General features: G+C 39.4%; 9 protein-coding genes, 8 tRNA genes and 1 pseudogene. 13 read left to right on the top strand and 5 right to left on the bottom strand.

Annotation, left to right across the window (positions count from 1 at the left end; genetic code table 11):
- Positions 1 to 190: 190 nt before the first annotated feature.
- Complete coding sequence (locus tag L655_RS0124800) at positions 191 to 2,038, bottom strand: M2 family metallopeptidase (RefSeq protein ID WP_024606602.1); 1,848 nt, start codon at positions 2,036 to 2,038, stop codon at positions 191 to 193.
- Positions 2,039 to 2,205: 167 nt separating this feature from the next.
- Here L655_RS0124800 and L655_RS0124795 point away from each other — a divergent pair, with 167 nt between their 5' ends.
- Positions 2,206 to 4,482, top strand: a complete 2,277-nt coding sequence (locus tag L655_RS0124795) for an acyl-CoA dehydrogenase (protein WP_024606601.1) — start codon at positions 2,206 to 2,208, stop codon at positions 4,480 to 4,482.
- Positions 4,483 to 4,563: 81 nt separating this feature from the next.
- Here L655_RS0124795 and L655_RS0124790 read toward each other — a convergent pair whose 3' ends face one another.
- Both L655_RS0124790 and cysK read right to left on the bottom strand, forming a co-directional pair.
- Complete coding sequence (locus L655_RS0124790; protein WP_024599814.1) at positions 4,564 to 4,998, bottom strand: hypothetical protein; 435 nt, start codon at positions 4,996 to 4,998, stop codon at positions 4,564 to 4,566.
- Between the two features lie 133 nt (positions 4,999 to 5,131).
- Entirely contained in the window at positions 5,132 to 6,100 is a 969-nt protein-coding gene (gene cysK / locus L655_RS0124785; RefSeq protein ID WP_024599813.1) for a cysteine synthase A, read from the bottom strand.
- Between the two features lie 364 nt (positions 6,101 to 6,464).
- Here cysK and L655_RS0124780 point away from each other — a divergent pair, with 364 nt between their 5' ends.
- The 12 genes from L655_RS0124780 to L655_RS0124725 all read left to right on the top strand — a co-directional run bounded on the left by L655_RS0124780 (position 6,465) and on the right by L655_RS0124725 (position 11,922).
- Positions 6,465 to 7,616 (top strand): dicarboxylate/amino acid:cation symporter, encoded by a 1,152-nt coding sequence (locus L655_RS0124780; protein WP_024599812.1) that lies wholly within the window; start codon positions 6,465 to 6,467, stop codon positions 7,614 to 7,616.
- Between the two features lie 108 nt (positions 7,617 to 7,724).
- The gene (uvrY, locus tag L655_RS0124775; RefSeq protein ID WP_007377972.1) at positions 7,725 to 8,375 is read left to right on the top strand and encodes a UvrY/SirA/GacA family response regulator transcription factor; all 651 of its coding nucleotides are present in this window, start codon (positions 7,725 to 7,727) and stop codon (positions 8,373 to 8,375) included.
- A 9-nt stretch (positions 8,376 to 8,384) separates the two neighbouring features.
- Positions 8,385 to 10,208 (top strand): excinuclease ABC subunit UvrC, encoded by a 1,824-nt coding sequence (gene uvrC, locus L655_RS0124770; protein ID WP_024599811.1) that lies wholly within the window; start codon positions 8,385 to 8,387, stop codon positions 10,206 to 10,208.
- Positions 10,209 to 10,250: 42 nt separating this feature from the next.
- Positions 10,251 to 10,796, top strand: coding sequence for a CDP-diacylglycerol--glycerol-3-phosphate 3-phosphatidyltransferase (gene pgsA / locus L655_RS0124765; protein ID WP_032827134.1), 546 nt, complete (start codon positions 10,251 to 10,253; stop codon positions 10,794 to 10,796).
- Positions 10,797 to 11,008: 212 nt separating this feature from the next.
- Positions 11,009 to 11,084: transfer RNA gene (locus L655_RS0124760), tRNA-Gly, on the top strand.
- 31 nt (positions 11,085 to 11,115) lie between these two features.
- Positions 11,116 to 11,189 (top strand) — tRNA-Cys (locus L655_RS0124755).
- A gap of 37 nt (positions 11,190 to 11,226) precedes the next feature.
- A tRNA-Leu gene (locus L655_RS0124750) sits at positions 11,227 to 11,313 on the top strand.
- 64 nt (positions 11,314 to 11,377) lie between these two features.
- Positions 11,378 to 11,453, top strand: a tRNA-Gly gene (locus L655_RS0124745).
- 39 nt (positions 11,454 to 11,492) lie between these two features.
- Positions 11,493 to 11,579 (top strand) — tRNA-Leu (locus tag L655_RS0124740).
- 49 nt (positions 11,580 to 11,628) lie between these two features.
- Positions 11,629 to 11,704: transfer RNA gene (locus tag L655_RS0124735), tRNA-Gly, on the top strand.
- Positions 11,705 to 11,723: 19 nt separating this feature from the next.
- Positions 11,724 to 11,797 (top strand) — tRNA-Cys (locus L655_RS0124730).
- 38 nt (positions 11,798 to 11,835) lie between these two features.
- A tRNA-Leu gene (locus tag L655_RS0124725) sits at positions 11,836 to 11,922 on the top strand.
- 543 nt (positions 11,923 to 12,465) lie between these two features.
- On the opposite strand, the gene L655_RS0124720 is transcribed toward L655_RS0124725, so the two are convergent.
- On the bottom strand, positions 12,466 to 14,064 hold the full coding sequence (locus L655_RS0124720; RefSeq protein WP_024606600.1) for a BCCT family transporter: 1,599 nt from the start codon (positions 14,062 to 14,064) through the stop codon (positions 12,466 to 12,468).
- Positions 14,065 to 14,229: 165 nt separating this feature from the next.
- A pseudogene (locus tag L655_RS01000000126180) lies at positions 14,230 to 15,631 on the bottom strand (sodium:alanine symporter family protein).
- Positions 15,632 to 16,208 lie beyond the last annotated feature (577 nt).

Raw genomic sequence — 16,208 nt, 5'->3', positions numbered from 1 at the left:
CCGAATTGTTGTTTTGCCCAATGAGTATGTTCGTTAATCATAATGTGCCCTCAAACAAGATTTGAAGATCTGATCATGACATTGAGATTTAGTTCAAAAAAATCCCCGCTAATTTCTTAGCAGGGATTTGTGTATAAGAGACAGCTAAATTTAGCGGGCTTTGTCGTTTTTGTACAAGTGCATTACTTTATTACCAGCCGCAGTTGCGGCCTTCGTTTTGTTTATCTAAATAGGTTTGTAATGGTGCAAAGTAATCGAGCATTGCTGTTGCATCCATTTGCGGCTTACCTGTTACAGTTTCAAGCGCTTCTTGCCAAGGGCGAGACGAACCCATTTCAAGCATAGCGTTTAGCTTATCCCCTGCTTCTTTTGAGTTATAAATAGAGCAGCGATGAATGGCTTTATCGTTACCGGCAATTTCACATAAGCTGCGATGAAACTCAAATTGTAAAATATGCGCTAAAAAGTAACGAGTATAAGGCGTGTTACCCGGGACGTGGTACTTAGCACCCGGATCAAAGTCATTTTCGCTACGTGCGATAGGAGCTTGCACTCCTTGGTATTTTTCACGTAGTTCCCACCATGCTTTATTGTAATTTTCCGGAGCTACTTCACCTGAAAATACCTGCCAGCGCCACTGATCAACCATTAAGCTAAACGGCACAAAGGCGACTTTATCAAGTGCCATTTTCATTAATAAACCAATATCTTTAGATTCATCAGGAACTTGTTCAAGTAAGCCGATTTCTTTTAAGTAACCCGGTGTAACCGATAAGGCAATGGTGTCTCCAATGGCTTCATGAAAACCATCGTTTGCACTTTCTTGATAAAATAAAGGCTGTTTATTATAAGCGCGCTGATAAAAGTTATGACCTAATTCATGGTGAATAACTGAAAATTCTTCGCCTGTGCGCTGAATACACATTTTAATGCGTAAATCGTCTTTGCTATCGATATTCCATGCTGATGCATGGCACTGCACATCTCTGTCTTTTGGTTTAACAAACAGTGAACGCTCGTAAAATGTCTCTGGTAGTGCGTCAAAACCCATTGAGGTAAAAAAGTTTTCAGCCCCTTTTACCATTTTAAGTTCGTCGTAATTATTTTTAGCTAATAACTCGGTTACGTCGTAACCCGGATCGGCGTTTTCTGGTGCAACTACATCGTAAATATTACCCCATGCTTGCGCCCACATATTACCAAGTAAGTGCGCTGGTATAGGCTGATCTTGAGGTACTTTGTCGGTGCCATACTTTTCACCTAACTTTGCGCGAACATGGCAGTGTAGCGAGTTATACAGTGGTTTAACTTGGCCCCAAATACGGTCAAGCTCGGTGGTGAAGTCATCAGCAGGCATATCGTATTTACTGCGCCACATAGCGCCCGTATCGGCATAACCAAGCTCTTTTGCACCTTCGTTGGTAAGTGCTACTTGTTGCTCGTAAAGTGAGCGCATAGGTTTTGATATTTGACGCCAGCCTTGCCATAAATCAAGCAGTTCGTTGTAATCTCGGCTGGTGGCCATTTTTGAAGTCATGTCGCCAAGGCTTAAACAGCTGCCGTCTTCTTTACAGTATTTACCTTTACCGTATAGCCCGCCAAGCTCTGCGACAATTTGTGAAAGTTGCGCTGTTTTATCAGCGTCTTGTGGGGCAGGAAGTGTAAGTGCTAGTTTTAGTTTATCAAGTTTACGGCGAGCATCGTAATCAAGCTCTAGTTCGTCGTATTTTGCAGCTTCATTGGCTAAACGCACGACTGTTTCGGTCATTTTACGGTTAACTTCAGCCGATAGAGCCGACGTATCATGAGTAATAAAGTTTGCGTAAATCCATTCTGCACGGCTCGATTCTAAATAAAGTGCACTTAGTTCTTTTTCTGTGTTTGTTATAAATGTTTTTGCACCTTTAGCTGTTACAGCTTTTTTAGTGTGTGCTGAATCAGTAGTGTCTATCGTTACTTCTGCATCGCAGGCCGTTAAAGCAAGAGTACTTGCTACCATTAAGGCGCTCAGACTTAATTTAAATCGAAAGGGGGTCATGCTATTCCTTTAATTTATTGTTATTAAAACGTTGATAATAGCAGTGATGTTTAAAACAATAAAATGGATGCGTTAAGGCTCACGACTCGTCGTGCAATGATTGTATTTAAGTTAAGATGGGTCATAATTAAGTTACTATTTTCATTCAATGTGTAAGGAATGTGCGCATGTTAATATTTATAATATTGCTGGTCGTGGTGGTGGTTATTTTTGCGGTTAAAGATATTCGCCTAAACTTGATTAGTCGTCCTACGTTTAAAATGTTCAAAAAGGTGCTTCCGCCATTATCGCAAACAGAGCGAGAGGCGATGGAAGCAGGTGATGTTTGGTGGGATGGTGAGTTATTTAGTGGGAACCCAGATTGGCAAAAACTGCACCGCTTTCCTAAACCAGAGCTTAGCGATAAAGAAAACGCATTTATGGCTAACCAAGTAGAAACCTTATTGGCGATGCTTGATGATTATCAAATTGTACAAAAAGACAAAGACTTACCAAAAGAAGTGTGGGATTACCTAAAAACAGAAGGTTTTTTTGCGCTGATCATTCCTGAAAAATTTGGCGGTCGTGAGTTCTCGGCAATTGCTAATTCAACGATAGTGTCAAAAATTTCGACTAAAAGCTTAACAGCCGCAGTCACTGTTATGGTGCCTAATAGCTTAGGTCCAGGTGAGTTACTTCTTCACTATGGTACTAAAGAGCAGCAAGATCGTTGGCTGCCAAGTTTAGCAAATGGTACAGATGTTCCTTGTTTTGCATTAACGGGACCAGAGGCGGGCTCTGATGCTGGCAGCATTCCTGATTCCGGTGTGGTGTGTATGGGTGAGCACAATGGCGAGCAAGTAATGGGCCTGCGTTTAAATTGGTCAAAGCGTTACATTACGCTTGCACCCGTTGCTACTGTACTCGGCTTAGCATTTAAAATGTATGATCCAGACGCTTTATTAGGTGATAAAAAAGATCTAGGCATAACGTGTGCGCTTATACCAACCGATCATCCGGGTGTCGAAACGGGTGAGCGTCATTATCCACTTAATATGGCCTTCATGAATGGTACCACTTACGGTAAAGATGTATTTATACCACTGGATTGGATCATTGGTGGACAAGAGTGTGCAGGGCGTGGCTGGAGAATGCTTGTTGAGTGTTTAAGTGCAGGGCGTGGTATATCACTACCAGCATTGAGTGCAGCAACTGGACATTTAGCTTCAAAAATGACATCGGCATACGCCATGGTACGCCAGCAGTTTGGTGTATCTATAGGGCAGTTTGAAGGTGTGCAAGAGGCACTTGCACGTATTGGTGGTTTAACTTACACACTTGAGTCGTGCCGATTAATGACCGCAGGTGCGATTGATTTAAAATTAAGCCCGTCGGTTGTAACAGCGATTGCTAAATACCATATGACTGAAATGGGTCGTACGGTAATGAACGATGCAATGGATATTCATTCAGGTAAAGGAATTCAAGTAGGGCCTAATAACTATTTGGCGCATGGCTATATGGGTATTCCAGTATCAATTACGGTTGAAGGCGCAAATATTTTAACGCGTAACTTAATGATATTTGGCCAAGGTGCAACACGCTGTCATCCATTTGTTTTAAAAGAAATGGAAGCCGCTGCAATGGAAGATGACGACGCAGCACTTGAAAAATTTGATGGTTTATTAATGAACCATATACTATTTGCAGCAAGTAATGCAGGCATGGCATTTGTGCATGGCTTAACACGTAGCTACTTTGCGAAAGCGCCTGTAGGTGGTGAAACGGCTGTTTATTATAAACAATTGAGTAGAATGAGCCGAGGCTTAGCTATTTGCACAGACGTGGCTATGTTAATGCTTGGCGGTGAACTTAAACGTAAAGAAATGATATCGGCACGTTTGGGTGATGTATTAAGTCATTTGTACTTAGCATCAACTGTTTTAAAACGTTATGAAGACGAAGGGCGCCAACAAGCTGATTTACCATTTGTAAAATATGCAATTGAGAACTCATTATTTGAAATTGGCCAAGCGTTTAATGGCTTCTTTAAAAACTTTTCAAATCCGGTTGTTAATTTTATCCTTAAACGTATCGTGTTCCCGCTTGGAAATCATTACCACAGACCAAGTGATGAAATAGCACAAAGTATTTGTGAGCGTATGACTCAACCGGGTGTATTTAGAAACCGCTTAACACACTTATGTTATGTAGATGAAAATGCAGGCACAGGCGTAATGGAAAATGCATTTTTAGCAATGCACGACATGCAAGCGCAGTTTAAAGATTTAAAACAATGGCAGCGCAAGGGCAGTGTGCCAACAACGCTTGATATTGAAGGCGCTATTAACTATGCACTTGAAAATAAGTTACTTGAGCAAACGGATGCTGATGCAATGCATCACGCTAATAAGTTACGAAAGAAAGCCATTGCAGTTGATAACTTTCAACCAGGTGAGCTGTAGCGCACTACTTTAAATACTAACTCAAGCATGATCAAAAAGGCCTTACAAATGTAAGGCCTTTTTATGTGTAATTCATTTCTTTTAACGAGCGTAAGGGTCGGCAACAATTTTATCTATGTACCATTTTCCCTTTTTACGAAGCATTTTTACGCTGCGCATTTCGTCAATTTTATCACCATTTAAATAGCCGGTAAAAATAAGGTTTATTTTGGCATTATCACCGTACTGCTCACGGACGCTCATATTGGTCATATCAACTTCAATGGTTACTTCATCGTATTGCATATTTACTAAGTTACGGGAAAACTGTTTAGCAGTACCGTAGGATTTCATTATGCGTGTAAGGTTGGGTGTTGCCATGGTGCTGGCTTTTTGAAGGTCTTGCTGGTTATAAAGCGCATCAAAATAAGCGGTTGCTGTATCGCCAGGAGTGTCGCCAAGTGTTTTGGTATCGTCACCGCAGGCTGATAAAAATAAACAGAGAACCAAACTTAATAAACTCGTGATTTTTTTCATATTAATTATTATTAATTAGTTTTTTTAAAGTGTGTGGTTTATCTATGAAGATGTAAAGGTATGGCGGGCAATAAATAGAAAATTGGATAATAAATAATAAAAAAGGATGCCTAAAGCATCCTTTTAAAATTGCTTATTGCACTAGCTCTTGCTCACTAAACTCTTCATCAAACATTGGGCTTGATAAGTAACGCTCAGTTGCACTAGGTAGGATAACAACAATATTTTTATCTGCGTTTTCAGGTTTTTCAGCAATTCGCTTAGCTGCAACAACCGCTGCACCTGACGAAATACCGACTAAAATACCTTCTTTTTTCATTAACTGATGCGCCATTGCAATTGCATCTTCGTTAGATACAAGCTCAGCTGCATCAATCAAATCCATATCCAGATTACCAGGAATGAAGCCTGCACCAATACCTTGGATTTTATGAGGACCTGGTTTAATTTCTTCACCGGCAAGCGTTTGGCTAATAACTGGAGAGTTAGTTGGCTCTACTGCAATAGACTTAACGTTTAAACCTTTTTCTGTTTTAAGGTAACGACTAACACCTGTAATAGTACCACCAGTGCCAACACCCGCTACAAAAAAGTCTACTTTGCCGTCAAGCGCATCGTAAATTTCTGGGCCTGTTGTTTCAAAGTGAATTTTAGGGTTTGCAGGATTTTCAAATTGTTGTAATAAAATATACTTATCAGGTGCGGTTGCTTGAATTTCTTTTGCTTTTTCAATTGCGCCATTCATACCTTTAGCACCGTCGGTAAGTACTAGGTTTGCACCTAGTGCTTTTAATAGCTTGCGACGTTCAAGGCTCATAGTGTTTGGCATAGTAAGTGTTAACTTGTAACCACGAGCAGCTGCAACAAATGCAAGTGCAATACCAGTGTTACCTGATGTTGGCTCAATAAGTTCTTTACCTTCAACAAGCTGACCTGACTTTTCAGCTTCCCAAATCATTGATGCACCAATACGGCATTTGATACTAAAGCTTGGATTACGAGATTCAACTTTAGCGTATACATTCCCACCCGTAACACGATTAAGTTTTACTAGCGGCGTATTACCAATAGTTAGTGAGTTATCTTCAAAAATAGTAGACATAATGTTCCTTTGGATACAATCTGATCAACGTGCTAATAGCCTTTGCTACTAACTATACATACACACTTTACTGTGAGTTTAAAAAAACTAAAGTAAAGTTTGGCTATAACATATATTTATTGGGCTTATAACCAGTCGAAATAAAAATCAATTATTAACGGTGCTTTAGTTATTGTAGGTGCGGGCTTAATTCAAAATTTAAAGAGTAAGAATTCAGCTAAATTAAAAAATATGCAAAAGAGAGGTTAAATTGAGCCGCATTTGTGTGTTATTTGTACATATGAATGTAACTTGAATAGTTTTATCACACAATGCGTCTAAAACATGATAAAAACACGTATCTAAATTCAATTAAGCAATCAAAATGAAGTTAATCTTAAAATTAATTGCCGGTATTGTGGCCGGTATTTTGGTCGGACTCTACGTACCTATCACTGGTGTTGAACTTTTATTCACAGTAAAAGAGCTAATTGGTCAAATTATCTCCTTTACCATCCCTCTTATCATTTTGTTTTTTATTGCATCGGGTATTGCTGGCCTACCAAAAGGGTCTGGTCACTTACTTGGTAAAACAGTCGGGTTTGCTTACAGCTCTACCATTATTGCAGGTACGCTTGCATTTTTATTAGTAAGTGCTGTAATACCTTTTTTAAGTGGTGGCATTACTTTTGAAGCTGAAGTTGCAACTGAAATTGGCAGTTTTATTGATTTAGAAATTCCACCTCTGATGGGTGTAATGACCGCATTAGTGACTGCTTTTGTATTTGGTATAGGCATGAGCCAATTAGAACTTGATACACTTAAAAAGGTGTCTGATCAGGGGCGAGATGTAATTGACGGGTTATTATCAAAAGTAATTATACCTGCTTTACCATTTTACATTGCTGGCGTATTTGCCGAAATGACGGTAGCGGGCACTGTGGTTGATACATTGCAAACATTTGGTGTAGTACTAGTTGCTGCGCTTGTTATGCATTGGTTATGGTTAAGCGTTTTATATATAGCGACAGGTATATTGTTAAAACGTAATCCAATCGAATTAGTTAAAAATATGCTCCCAGCTTACTTTACTGCGTTAGGTACTATGTCGAGTGCAGCAACTATTCCAGTATCGCTACAATCAAGTAAGGCAAATAATGTTAAAGAAGATGTAGCTAATTTTACTGTGCCGCTTTGCGCGACTATTCACTTATCTGGCTCAACTATAACAATAGTAACCTGTGCAATGGCTGTTATGTTTTTATCGCCAAGCATGGAAGTTCCTTCATTAATGGGTATGCTGCCATTTATTATGATGTTAGGTGTAGTAATGATTGCAGCTCCAGGTGCTCCAGGTGGTGCAGTCATGTCGGCGCTTGGTTTATTAACAAGCATGCTTGGGTTTAATGAAGGTGCTGTAGCATTAATGATTGCACTTTATTTAGCACAAGATAGCTTTGGTACTGCGTGTAATGTAACGGGTGATGGTATCATTGCGTTATGGGTTGACAGATTTAGCGAAAAATCGTCAGCTTAAACTATTAGAGCGAGGCAATAATATTAATTATTGTTTCGCTTTATGTATGTTACTGTGGCAAATTAATTTAATTAAATTGCATGTTGTTAGGTAAGTGAGGATGTTCCATTGATTAATGTACTTTTAGTTGATGACCATGAACTTGTACGAACAGGAATCAAGCGTATTCTTGATGACGTACGAGGGTTTAAAGTAATTGGCGAAGCTAAAACTGGCGAAGAGGCTGTACAGTTTTGTCGTCAGCATGCGCCAAACATAGTATTAATGGATATGAATATGCCAGGCATGGGCGGATTAGAAGCGACTAAAAAGATTTGTCGTTACTGCCCAGATGTAAAAATTATTGTGCTTACTGTTAATTGTGAAGATCCGTTTCCGAGCAAGGTAATGCAAATTGGCGCTCATGGCTTTTTAACTAAAGGTGCAGGCTCTGACGAAATGGTTCGTGCTATTCGTTGCGTTCATGCTGGTCAGCGTTATATTGCCCCTGAAATTGCACAGCAGATAGCGCTTGCACAAGTAACAGGCCGCACAGATGAAAACCCTTTTCAGAGTTTATCTGAGCGAGAGCTGCAAATTATGCTTATGATCACCAAAGGCGAAAAAGCACAAGATATAGCAGAGCGTTTAAATCTAAGCTCTAAAACAGTAAATAGCTATCGCTACCGTATGTTTGAAAAGTTAAATGTAGGTGGCGATGTTGAGCTTACCCATTTAGCTATTCGTCATAAAATGATTGATATAGACGTTTCGTACTAACTATAATTTATGTCTGAATTTGATCACGTACATTTTCTCAAAACGCTATCAAGCGAGCCGGGTGTATACCGAATGCTTGATAGTGACAGCCAAGTTATTTATGTTGGTAAAGCTAAGCATCTAAAAAAGCGTGTTAGCAGTTACTTTAGAAGTAATATTACCGATAGCAAAACACGCGTTTTAGTGAGTAATATTAGTGACATTGAAGTCACTCTCACCAATACTGAAACCGAAGCGCTGCTGCTTGAAAATAACCTAATAAAAAAATATCAGCCTCGCTACAACATATTATTGCGCGACGATAAGTCGTACCCCTATATTTTACTAACTAGCCATAAACACCCACGTTTAGCGTTTCATCGTGGCAGTCGTAAAATTAAAGGCGAGTACTTTGGGCCTTTCCCAAGCGCAGGAGCGGTATCTGAAAGCTTGCGCTTAATGCAAAAAATATTTCCTGTTCGTCAATGTGAAGATGCTTATTACCGCGCAAGAAGTCGCCCGTGTCTGCAATATCAACTTAAACGTTGCTCAGCTCCATGTGTAAATAAAGTAACGGATGATGATTACAGCGAGCAGGTCGATTATGTTCGTAAGTTTTTAACAGGTAAATCTCACGAAGTTATTGCTGATTTAATAAAAAAAATGGAAGCAGCCAGTCTGCAACTAAACTTTGAATTAGCGGCAAAAGTTCGCGACCAAATAATGCTACTTCGTAAAATGCAGGAGCAACAGTCTATTTCTGGTAACTTTGCAGAAATGGATGTTGTCGGTTTTGCGCATTTAAACGGGTTAAACGGTATTCATTTATTAATGATCCGCGATCATAAAGTGCTGGGTAGTAAAACCTATTTTCCAAAAGTACCTAAAGATTCGAGTGAACAAGAAATATTGACCTCATTTTTAGGACAATATTATTTAGCGCCAGGTGCAACAGGGCGTATTGCAAAAGAAATCATATTACCGTTTGAAATAGAAGAAAGCGCGGCGCTCGGCGAAGCACTCTCACAAATAAGTGAACGTAAAGTAACTCTTAAAGTTGTCACTCGGGGTGAACGTGCGCAATACCTACAACTCGCAAATAAAAATGCATTAAACAGTATTGCGGTTAAACAAAGTACCCAAGACTCTATTAATAAACGTTATGCACAATTAAAAGCAACACTGCGACTTGACGATATTACCCGAATGGAGTGTTTTGATATAAGCCACACCATGGGGGAGAACACCGTTGCAAGTTGTGTTGTATTTGACTCACAAGGCCCAAATACAAAAGAGTATAGGCGCTACAACGTAACAGGTATAACCGGTGGTGATGATTATGCTGCAATGGAATTTGCACTTAACAAGCGTTACAACAAATTAGTAGATGAAGACAAAATTCCAGACGTTATTTTTATTGATGGTGGTAAGGGGCAGTTAGGGCGCGCTGAGCAGTATTTTTCTAATTGGCCGCACACAAAAATGCCTTTATTAGTAGGTGTTGCAAAAGGAACGAGTCGCAAACCCGGGCTTGAAACACTATTGATTGACGGTGGACGCAAAACCATTCCGATGGATTCAGATGCACCTGCGCTTCATTTGATTCAGCATATACGTGATGAGTCTCACCGTTTTGCAATTGCTGGGCATCGTAATAAACGACAAAAACAACGAACACAATCACTATTAGAAGAAATAAATGGAGTAGGTTCTAAGCGTCGCCAAACATTATTAAAATATTTAGGGGGCATGCAAGGTGTAAAAGCTGCTAATATAGAACAGTTAAAGAAAGTTCCTGGGATCAGCCCTGACATGGCTGAGAAGATATTTAACCATTTGCATGACAAGGGCTAGCCCTTCATGCGAATATAGCCAAAAAGACATATCCAAGTAGTTATGTGGAATATTCCAAACACACTTACAACATTTAGACTTTTTCTTATCCCCGTTTTTTTGGTGATATTTTATTTGCCTTATAGCTGGGCATTTTTTGCTGCCGCCTTTATTTTTTGGCTTGCATCAATCACCGATATACTAGACGGTTATTTAGCAAGAAAGCTTGAGCAATCAACCCCTTTTGGTGCTTTTTTAGATCCTGTTGCTGATAAAGTAATGGTATGTGCGGCACTTGTAGCGTTATCTGATCAGTACCAGTCAATGTACATGACTATACCTGCTCTTATTATAATAAGCCGTGAAATTATAATATCTGCACTTCGTGAATGGATGGCAGAGCAGGGTAAGCGTGGTAATGTCGCTGTATCAAACATGGGTAAAATTAAGACGGCTGCACAAATGTTAGCCATTATCGGTTTGATTTGGCAATATGATACATGGATGAACTATTTAAGTTTTGGACTACTGTACATTGCAACCTTTTTAACCTTGAGTTCTATGATGCAATATTTACGTGCAGCATGGGGTGAATTGACTAAAAATTAACTCTAAATGTATAATAACGCACCGTTTTAGATAAAAAACAAGCAAACAGTTCAAAACTAGCATTTTTTGTATTGACGCGTTTAATAATCTCTGTAGAATGCGTCCGTGTTGAGAGGGCATAGCCCCCGAGATAAACAAAACGGTAATTAATCAGTTACCTGAATGTTCACATAAATCATCATGTGCTAATTCAAATAACTGATAAATAAAATGCGGTACTAGCTCAGTTGGTAGAGCGCGACCTTGCCAAGGTCGAGGTCACGAGTTCGAGCCTCGTGTACCGCTCCAAGTTTATCTTAAGGTTAATACCCCGTACTGGGGCGGAATGGCAGAGTGGCCATGCACCGGATTGCAAATCCGTCTACCTCGGTTCGACTCCGGGTTCCGCCTCCATTTCAACACTCCACACGCTTTAATTAGCAAACTCGAGGCCCGAGTGGTGGAATTGGTAGACACAAGGGATTTAAAATCCCTCGACTAACAAGTCGTGCCGGTTCAAGTCCGGCCTCGGGCACCACTATGTGGTTTAATTGCATTACCAAGTGTAATTTATAAAATGATTAATTTAGAATTAATATGATGCGGTACTAGCTCAGTTGGTAGAGCGCGACCTTGCCAAGGTCGAGGTCACGAGTTCGAGCCTCGTGTACCGCTCCATATTAGTTTTATCCACTTGCTTTTAATAGCAAACTCGATGCCCGAGTGGTGGAATTGGTAGACACAAGGGATTTAAAATCCCTCGACTAACAAGTCGTGCCGGTTCAAGTCCGGCCTCGGGCACCACTTTAAATTATTTTACCAAGATAATTTAAAGTTAATAAAACAGTATTTTGCGGTACTAGCTCAGTTGGTAGAGCGCGACCTTGCCAAGGTCGAGGTCACGAGTTCGAGCCTCGTGTACCGCTCCAAATTATTTGGATACATTTAGGCGGAATGGCAGAGTGGCCATGCACCGGATTGCAAATCCGTTTACCTCGGTTCGACTCCGGGTTCCGCCTCCATATAATTTACTCCACACGCTTTAATTAGCAAACTCGATGCCCGAGTGGTGGAATTGGTAGACACAAGGGATTTAAAATCCCTCGACTAACAAGTCGTGCCGGTTCAAGTCCGGCCTCGGGCACCATTTTTACTAAAATCCTCAGATAAAATTCATTTAAATTCTAAATCACTTCTATTTTTAAAATATTCAAAAATTATCCTTATTTAGATTCCCAATCTTATTTTTAATACCTACTTACCTTTAATATCTATTTTTTTAATATCTTAAAGTTTCATCATCATACATTTATAAAGCTGCCAGTTTGTATTTAACCGTTAATGCTTTTATCTAATCTGGTTAAATTAACTGAATTGGTATAATTAGTTGTGAATAAGAGCACCTGTTAATAACAAAGAAAAAATCAGAACGCTGGCTATTCAATTTTCTTGGCAATTACTCCTGCACCTATGTTTTAGTAAATCAAATGCTTTTAATTCTGCTAACGTAAGGTTTGCTCTCTAAAAATAGCTAAGTTTTAACGAGGGGTGGCATTAATGAATGTAATAGAAGTGCGGTGTCTAAAATAAATTTAAGATAGGAGTATAAGAAATGCGTTTAGTACTTAGTTATACGAATTGCTAATGTTTTATAAGCGCCCCTTGAGGATCGCTTATAAAGGATAAATTGTTATTGCAGTTTACTCTGAGCTTTGTAAATTGGATACTCGCTCAACAAGCCTTGAATAAGCGCAATACACATTAAAATAAGTACTATTGAAAACGGCAAAGCTGTAGTAACTACGCCCGACTGAAGCGCTTGCAATGCTTGCGAGCCACCAACCCAAAGCAATACTGCTGCAATCACGCCTTCGACTGTAGCCCAAAATATACGTTGTGGCACTGGTGCATCTATTTTACCGCCCGCAGTTATACCATCTATTACAAGCGATCCTGAATCAGACGACGTTATAAAAAATACCAAAACGAGTGCTATAGAAATAATAGAAATAAAACTTGAAAGTGGTAACTGCTCGTATACCTGAAATAAAGTCACTGAGATATCAGTTAAACCATTTTGTCCAAGTGGGCCAACTTTATCTATAACTTGTGTAATTGCCATATTTCCGAATACCCCCATCCAAACCAAACTAAGAAGCGTTGGTAGGCCAATGACGACGAGTAAAAACTCGCGTACAGTGCGCCCCTTTGAAACTCGAGCAATAAACATCCCAACAAACGGCGACCATGATATCCACCATGCCCAATAAAACACAGTCCAAGAGTGCATCCAATCTTCATCGGGTCTATTAAAAGGATTGCTTAAAGTTACAAAGTGTTCTGCGTACGCCCCAAGGGTAAACCAAACAGCAGTAATTGCATCAGAGAAAGTAAGGGCAATAACAACTAATAATAAAATAAATGCACAAATTAAATTAACATTGCTCAGTACTTTAACACCGCCCTCAATACCTCTAATAACAGAGAAAATTGCAATACACGTTACTAAACCAATAACAGATATTTGAAAAGCAGTCCCATAATCAGTGCCTAACAGATAATTTATCCCGCTGGTAGCTTGTTGAGCGCCAAGGCCTAGCGATGTAGCTAAACCAAATAAAGTAGACAGTACAGCGAGTATATCGATGATATGACCAAGCCACCCCCAGGCACGATCACCAAATAATGGATAAAAAACAGAACGTATAGATAAAGGAAGGCCTTTATTAAATGCAAAAAAAGCCAAGCTTAATCCAACAACAGCGTAAATCGCCCATCCATGTAAACCCCAGTGGTACATGGTTGCACCCAAAGCTAATGAGTGTGCTTGCGGTGAGTTTGGCTCAACGCCCATAGGCATATGATACCAACCAGTATAATATGCAGTTGGCTCAGCAACTCCCCAAAACAGTAAGCCAATACCCATTCCTGCTGCAAACAGCATTGAAAGCCACGACATATAGCCATGTTCTGGACGAGCTTTTACGCCGCCTAAACGAATTTTACCCAAAGGAGAGAATGCTAAAATAACGGAAAATATTACAAAAGCATTGGCTAGTAACATAAAGTAACTATCAAATTGATTAATTATGGCGTCTTTAGTCGAGGTTAGTGCATCACGGGTAACGGTAGGGTCAAAAACTAGGGTAAGTATTACAAATAAAACAACTAAGAAAGCGCTTATGCCAAATACTGGGTTATGGATATCAAATCCCCACTTTTGTACATTATCTTGCCCAACTTGGTAATCAGTAGTGTCTATACTGTATTTTTTTGTTATGTCATCCATCGGGTCTCCTTTTTATAGATAACTTAATTCAAATATCCTACGTAATTAAATATAAAATAGTTTTAAAATTAATATAACTTTTTATTTATAAGAAATGAGATGGTTAAGCGTAATATTTGTTATTTTTAGAACTAAAAAAGCGAGCCGTAGCTCGCTGTTTATTGTTTATTTCCAGGCCTCGGGATCAACCTCTTTAGCAAGTTTAGGATGTTTACTCTTATCAAAGGTAGGTATTAGGCCTTTCTTGCGTTGCTCGTTATAATCTTTAGAGAGCCACACAACAACACCTGAAAGCATAAATAACGCTATAACGTTTACAATGGCCATTAAACCCATTGATATATCTGCCAGCGTCCAAATTAATCCCAGTTCACCAACAGCACCAAACATCACCATACCTAAAACAACAAGTCTAAAGATAAACATACCTTTATTAGAGTTGTGCTCTAAAAACATTAAATTTGTTTCAGCGTAAGAGTAATTAGCCACAATAGAAGTAAAAGCAAAAAACAATATAGCTATGGCAATAAAGTAAGTACCCCAGTCGCCGACATGTTCTTGTAATGCTGCTTGTGTAAGTTCAATCCCCATAACACCAGATTCAGGTATTAATTGCTGCGATAGTAAAATAAGAGAAGCAGTCGCTGTACAAATAACAATAGTATCAATAAATACACCTAGCATTTGCACATAACCTTGTGATGCTGGATGAGGCGGGNGCTGCGGCATTAGCTGCACTACCCATACCAGCTTCGTTTGAGAATAAGCCACGCTTTATACCTTGGATCATAGCTTGTGTAACACCATAACCAATTGCACCTGCACCAGCTTGTTCAATACCAAAAGCACTCTTTATAATAAGGGCGAGTACATCCGGGAGTGCAGTAAAGTTAATAGCACATACATAAAGAGCCACTAACAAGTAAGCTAATGCCATAAATGGCACAACCATTTCGGCAAAACGAGAAATCGTTTTCAAACCACCAAAAATAATAATACCAGAGCCAATAACCAAGCAAATGCCTACTATATACTTAGGTACATCAAACGCTACTTCAAATGCTGCAGCAATAGAGTTTGACTGTACGGCGTTAAATACCAAACCAAAGGCTAAAATTAAGCATAGCGAGAATAAAGTTCCCATCCAGCGTTTACCTAAACCGTTTTGCATATAATAAGCAGGGCCACCTCTAAAATTGCCTTCAACATCCTTTGTTTTATAAGCCTGAGCTAAAGTACTTTCAGCAAAGCTTGTAGCCATACCTATTAATGCAATAAGCCACATCCAAAAAATAGCACCCGGACCACCTAGGTATAAGGCAACAGCAACACCAGCCATATTGCCTGTACCAACGCGGGCAGCTAACGAAGTACAAAAAGCCTGAAAGGATGAAATTTCGTTATCGGCACATTTACGAGAACCAAACATAACTTTGAACATATGTGGGAATTGCACAAATTGAATAAAGCCTAGTCGAAAAGTAAAGAAGAGGCCCGCTGCTATTAATAAGTAGACGAGAACTTGCCCCCATAGAAGGGCACTTATACTATTTATTATGTCTGTCATGGATACTGCCTAAATACATGAGTTAAAAAAAGTGACCGCAACTTATCACATCAGGATAAAAGTGTTTAGTTTTAAAGTTCAAAAACAGAGTTATCAACAGGGTTTTGTGGGTAACTTGTGTTTATCGTGTGCGCTTGCTTGGGGCTTAATTTTAATTACTATTTTATGCAAATAACGCTTGCGTAAAATCCGCCGCTCCCTATAATGCGACCCCACTGAGACGGGAAACGCTGAAGCATAGCAAGGCACGAACTACTCACAGAGTTAAATAAAACTTCGGTTTTAAATCTTCCAAAAGAAAGTTTAAAATTAAGTGTTGACTCGAAAAATAAAGGGTGTATTATTCGCATCCCTTGAGGCGCTAAGGCGACTCAAAACGTTCTTTAACAATATAAAGCAATCATCTGTGTGGGCACTCGTACAGATTGAGTTCTAACAGCCAAGCTACTTAGGTAGTGAGGCAAACAAATTAGAGTCTCAATTGAAACTGAGTGACCATATGTTATTAAAAGATTCAGCCTTGAGCTGTTTTGATTTTACTTTTTTAAAAGTGAAAATAATAACGCACAGTCAATTC

This window comes from Pseudoalteromonas sp. TAE79, assembly GCF_000498015.1.
GTDB lineage: Bacteria > Pseudomonadota > Gammaproteobacteria > Enterobacterales > Alteromonadaceae > Pseudoalteromonas.
The sequence above is the reverse complement of the archived record's forward strand: the minus strand, read 5'-3'. Positions and strand labels throughout refer to the sequence as shown.

What these genes read in the sequence shown, in the direction of transcription:
- uvrC (WP_024599811.1), top strand. Translation starts at nt 8,385, where the DNA reads ATGTCTGAATTTGATCACGTACATTTTCTCAAAACGCTATCAAGCGAG.
- pgsA (WP_032827134.1), top strand. Translation starts at nt 10,251, where the DNA reads ATGTGGAATATTCCAAACACACTTACAACATTTAGACTTTTTCTTATC.
- L655_RS0124800 (WP_024606602.1), bottom strand. Translation starts at nt 2,038, where the DNA reads ATGACCCCCTTTCGATTTAAATTAAGTCTGAGCGCCTTAATGGTAGCA.
- L655_RS0124795 (WP_024606601.1), top strand. Translation starts at nt 2,206, where the DNA reads ATGTTAATATTTATAATATTGCTGGTCGTGGTGGTGGTTATTTTTGCG.
- L655_RS0124790 (WP_024599814.1), bottom strand. Translation starts at nt 4,998, where the DNA reads ATGAAAAAAATCACGAGTTTATTAAGTTTGGTTCTCTGTTTATTTTTA.
- L655_RS0124780 (WP_024599812.1), top strand. Translation starts at nt 6,465, where the DNA reads ATGAAGTTAATCTTAAAATTAATTGCCGGTATTGTGGCCGGTATTTTG.
- L655_RS0124720 (WP_024606600.1), bottom strand. Translation starts at nt 14,064, where the DNA reads ATGGATGACATAACAAAAAAATACAGTATAGACACTACTGATTACCAA.
- cysK (WP_024599813.1), bottom strand. Translation starts at nt 6,100, where the DNA reads ATGTCTACTATTTTTGAAGATAACTCACTAACTATTGGTAATACGCCG.